This window comes from Mangrovibacterium sp. (genome assembly GCF_059905295.1).
Genome location: NZ_JBZQJF010000236.1, coordinates 1 through 4403 on the forward strand (window position 1 = coordinate 1; position 4403 = coordinate 4403).

6 protein-coding genes are annotated in these 4403 nt (G+C 44.5%); all 6 read left to right on the forward strand.

Annotated features, from left to right (window positions below; translation table 11 throughout):
• Positions 1-386: helix-turn-helix domain-containing protein (locus AC37HE_RS12380; protein ID WP_500783156.1), on the forward strand; the 386-nt coding region annotated here is incomplete at its 5' end.
• A gap of 93 nt (positions 387-479) precedes the next feature.
• On the forward strand, positions 480-707 hold the full coding sequence (locus AC37HE_RS12385; protein WP_500783157.1) for a heavy metal-binding domain-containing protein: 228 nt from the start codon (positions 480-482) through the stop codon (positions 705-707).
• 82 nt (positions 708-789) lie between these two features.
• The gene (locus AC37HE_RS12390; protein ID WP_500783158.1) at positions 790-1320 is read left to right on the forward strand and encodes a hypothetical protein; all 531 of its coding nucleotides are present in this window, start codon (positions 790-792) and stop codon (positions 1318-1320) included.
• Positions 1321-1397: 77 nt separating this feature from the next.
• Positions 1398-1628 (forward strand): SHOCT domain-containing protein, encoded by a 231-nt coding sequence (locus AC37HE_RS12395; protein ID WP_500783159.1) that lies wholly within the window; start codon positions 1398-1400, stop codon positions 1626-1628.
• 31 nt (positions 1629-1659) lie between these two features.
• Positions 1660-4092: a copper-transporting P-type ATPase gene (locus tag AC37HE_RS12400; RefSeq protein WP_500783160.1), complete on the forward strand. Its 2433-nt coding sequence runs from the start codon at positions 1660-1662 to the stop codon at positions 4090-4092.
• Between the two features lie 36 nt (positions 4093-4128).
• Positions 4129-4403: heavy-metal-associated domain-containing protein (locus AC37HE_RS12405; RefSeq protein ID WP_500783161.1), on the forward strand; the 275-nt coding region annotated here is incomplete at its 3' end.

Below are 4403 nucleotides of genomic sequence, written 5' to 3' on the forward strand. Positions count from 1 at the left end.
AAGTCATCAATGACAACAAAAGCCGGTTAATCGAACAGATCAAGAAACTGACAATTGACTTCGTGTACCAAAAAACAGACGGAGAGCAGCATGTCAATTTTTCTGAGTTTCTGTCGGGCGGGCTACACCTGGATTACAATTACTTGAGTACACTTTTTTCGTCGGTTGAAGGGACGACTATTGAAAAACACCTGATTAACCTAAAGATTGAACGGGTGAAAGAATTGCTGGTCTACGACGAAAAATCGCTCAGTGAAATTGCCTTCGAGATGGGCTATAGCAGTGTCGCTCATTTATCGGGTCAGTTTAAGAAAGTAACCGGATTCACGCCATCATTTTTTAAGAAACTGGGCGAACAAAAGCGAAAATTAATCGACAAGGTCTAAAACCTTAAAATGATATAAATGAATTTGAAAATTGTGTAACAGGCCCGGGAGGTTCATCGCGTAACTTTGAAGTACAATTTAAATCAATCAGTTATGAAAACATTGAGTGAAGTATTCAAAGGATTTAGGGCGTCAAATGAGAACAGAGAAACATCGCCCTGCTGTGGCGGTGGTGGCGGACATGCTCACCATCAGCCAGAACAAAGTACTAACGCGAAAACGATTTACCAATGCCCGATGAAATGTGAAGGTGACAAAACCTATGACAAACCCGGTAATTGCCCGGTTTGTAATATGCATCTGGCCCCGGTAAAACAATGAAACAACCGGCATCCACTGTTTTCAAAAAACCGGATGCCCTTATACGAAAAGTGAATTTGAGTTAATCTAAAATTGAAATGTCATGAAAATGTACCTGTTAACAACACTACTGGTTTTATTCCTGTCAGCAAGCAGTTTTACTCAAAACAAGGCAGTCGACAACATATTAAAAAATCAGAAAGACAAAACAGAACTGTTCAATGCCATTCAAAATAATCACCAGCTCATGACGGAATTTATGCAAAACATGCATGGAAACCAACATGCCATGATGATGTGGCAAAACAACCAGATGATGGGACAAGAAGGAGGACAAATGAACTCACAACATCAAATGATGGGACAGGGCCACATGATGGGCACTGAAAGTGGAAATCAGATGATGGATAGAAGCGGCATGATGAATATGATGCACAATAATCCGGAAATGATGCAAATGATGATGAACAATATGATTGACGTTTGTGCAACCGACTCGGTCATGAGCCACAACATGGTCAATCAAATGAGCCAGTATCCGCAAATGAAGCAGATGATGAAAAATCAAATGATGATGGGCACTCCCGGTAAAGGAATGATGAACAGTGGCCAACATCATATGGATATGAATTAGCGGAATAGCGATGAATATACCTCCGCCTTGCGGAGAGACCCGAGAGGGTAAAGAATAAAATAATAAAGGAGAATATCATGCACGGATTTAATGGAATGAATTGGGGAATGGGAATGGGCTTCGGCTGGATAATTGGCCTGGTCATTCTGATCATCCTGATCTGGTTGATCACAAAATCAGTCAACAGTGGAAATCCTTCATCTCCTCAACAAAACAAGTCAGCCCTGGAAATCTTAAAAGAAAGATATGCCAAAGGCGAAATCAATAAAGAAGAGTTTGAAGATAAAAAGCGGGCCATCTTATCATGACCTGCTTTGATCCGGATAAAAAACAGAACTCATGAATACGGAAATAGCAACAAAATATTATTGCCCCATGCATTGCGAGGGTGACAAAACATACGACAAGCCCGGAGACTGCCCGGTTTGTAACATGCACCTGGTTCCTGTCGGTCAGGAAACTGAACCGGGAAGTCACAAGCATGGCCACGCAAGCCACATCCACACTCATGAGCATAGCTCCCCGAAACAGCACAAAAGCCACGGCCAATATTATTGTCCAATGCGCTGCGAGGGAGATAAAATGTACGATGAGCCGGGAGATTGTCCGGTTTGCGGCATGCACCTCCTCCAGGAAGAGAACACCGCCACGACCGGCAAAAAAACAATCTACACCTGCCCGATGCATCCGGAGGTAAAACAAGATCATCCGGGAAGCTGCCCCAAATGCGGCATGGACCTGGTTCCCGAAAAAGTACAGGAAACAAGTGATGAAGAAAAAGCATATCATCGGATGGCTAAAAAATTCTGGCTGGCACTCGCTTTAAGCCTTCCGGTATTTATCATTGCCATGTCCGATGTCTTGAGTTTTCTGCATCTCGAAGCTCTGGCTCCCAAGCAAGTCTGGAACTGGATTGAATTCATTTTGGCAACGCCGGTGGTCTTCTATTCCGGCTGGAGCTTTTTCAAACGAGGCTACAGCTCGGTTGTAAGGCGTTCACCCAACATGTGGACGTTAATTTCGATCGGAGTCGGTGCTGCTTACCTGTTCAGCGTACTTGCCATGCTGGTTCCGGGACTTTTCCCCGCGCAATTCAAGGATGCACAGGGAAATGTTCATGTTTACTTTGAAGCCGCAGCGGTAATCCTCACCTTGGTTTTAATGGGACAAGTACTTGAACTTCGGGCGCACAGCAAAACCAACTCGGCGATCAAAGCATTGCTACAGCTGGCTCCTCCCGTTGCCCGTGTCATTCGGAACGGCGAAGAAGAAGAAATTCCCCTGGAAGAGGTTGTTGTTGGCGACTTGCTGAAAGTAAAACCCGGCGAGAAAGTTCCGGTAGACGGAAAGATTACTGAAGGCGATGCAATAATCGACGAAAGTATGATTACCGGGGAGCCCATCCCTGCAGAAAAATCAACCGATGATCCGGTAACCGGCGGTACCATCAACGGAAACACAGCTTTTACAATGAAAGCCGAAAAAGTTGGTTCCGATACACTCCTCTCTCAAATTATTGAGATGGTGAACGAAGCCGGACGAACGCGTGCACCAATCCAAAAGTTGGCCGACACCGTGGCCAAATATTTTGTCCAAATAATCATCAGCATCGCTTTAATCACCTTTGCCGTATGGGCAATATGGGGCCCTGATCCGGCTTATGTGTATGCCTTCGTCAATGCAGTGGCTGTGCTGATCATTGCCTGCCCCTGCGCACTTGGATTAGCGACACCGATGTCCATCATGGTAGGAACCGGGCGTGGTGCTCAATCCGGTGTTTTGGTGAAAGATGCCCGGGCGATTGAAGAAATGAACAAGGTCGACACCTTAATTATTGACAAAACAGGTACTATCACCGAGGGAAAACCGTCACTGAAAGCCTACCAATCGTTTGGAGAGCTGGCTGATGAGGAAATTTTGAGTTTGGCAGCTTCAATCGATTCGAATAGCGAACATCCCATTGCGACAGCCATTGTAAAAGGGGCAAAAGAGAAAGAAATTAAAACCCGGCAAACCACCCAATTTGAGTCTATTACCGGAAAAGGAGTAACAGCCCTTATTCAAAATAAAAAGGTGGGATTAGGGAATCATCGCCTGCTCGAAGAATATAAGGCCAATCTAGCCGAGGATAAACAACAAATTATCCGGGAATGGCAATCCTCAGGCCAAACGGTGATGTACCTGATCATCGAAAATCAGGTCGAAGGAATCGTTAGTGTAGCCGACAAAATCAAGGAAAGTTCGGCCAAAGCAGTAGCCTCTTTACAACAAAAGGGAGTGAAAGTTCACATGCTTACCGGCGACAACGAGTTTACAGCAAAGGCTGTTGCAAACGAACTTAAATTAGACGGTTACCAGGCCGATTGTCTGCCTGAAGATAAGTACAACCGGGTAAAAGAATTACAGCAGCAAGGTCGCGTTGTGGCGATGGCCGGTGATGGCATTAACGATGCACCGGCATTGGCATTAGCCAACATAGGTATTGCCATGGGAACGGGCACCGACATTGCGATGCAGAGTGCTGAAATCACCCTCGTAAAAGGTGACCTCACCGGAATTGTGAGAGCAAAAGAATTAAGCCACCAGGTTATGCGAAACATCAAACAGAACCTGTTTTTTGCCTTTGTATACAACTCTGTAGGCGTACCAATTGCAGCCGGAATCTTATATCCAATCTTTGGACTGTTACTCAGCCCAATGATTGCTGCTGCAGCGATGAGCTTCAGCTCGGTATCTGTTATTTCAAACGCATTAAGACTTAGAACAAAATAAATTCATTTATCATTCAAACTTTTAAAATTTTACAAGATGAAAACAAAAGTATTAAGCTTAGTTGCCCTATTTCTGATGGGAACTGCAACTGTTTTTGCAGCGAGCAAAACTGAAAAATTTAAAGTGTATGGCAATTGCGGATCTTGCGAGAAACGAATCGAAAAAGCTGCGCTTTCTGTCGATGGTGTTTCTAAAGCCGATTGGAACAAAGAAACGAAAATGCTAGCCGTAACATTAGACGACAGCAAAACCAACGCTACGGCAGTACAAAAAGCGATCGCTAAAGTTGGGCACGACACCAACAAATTTAA

What these genes read in the sequence shown, in the direction of transcription:
- AC37HE_RS12385 (WP_500783157.1), top strand. Translation starts at nt 480, where the DNA reads ATGAAAACATTGAGTGAAGTATTCAAAGGATTTAGGGCGTCAAATGAG.
- AC37HE_RS12390 (WP_500783158.1), top strand. Translation starts at nt 790, where the DNA reads ATGAAAATGTACCTGTTAACAACACTACTGGTTTTATTCCTGTCAGCA.
- AC37HE_RS12395 (WP_500783159.1), top strand. Translation starts at nt 1,398, where the DNA reads ATGCACGGATTTAATGGAATGAATTGGGGAATGGGAATGGGCTTCGGC.
- AC37HE_RS12400 (WP_500783160.1), top strand. Translation starts at nt 1,660, where the DNA reads ATGAATACGGAAATAGCAACAAAATATTATTGCCCCATGCATTGCGAG.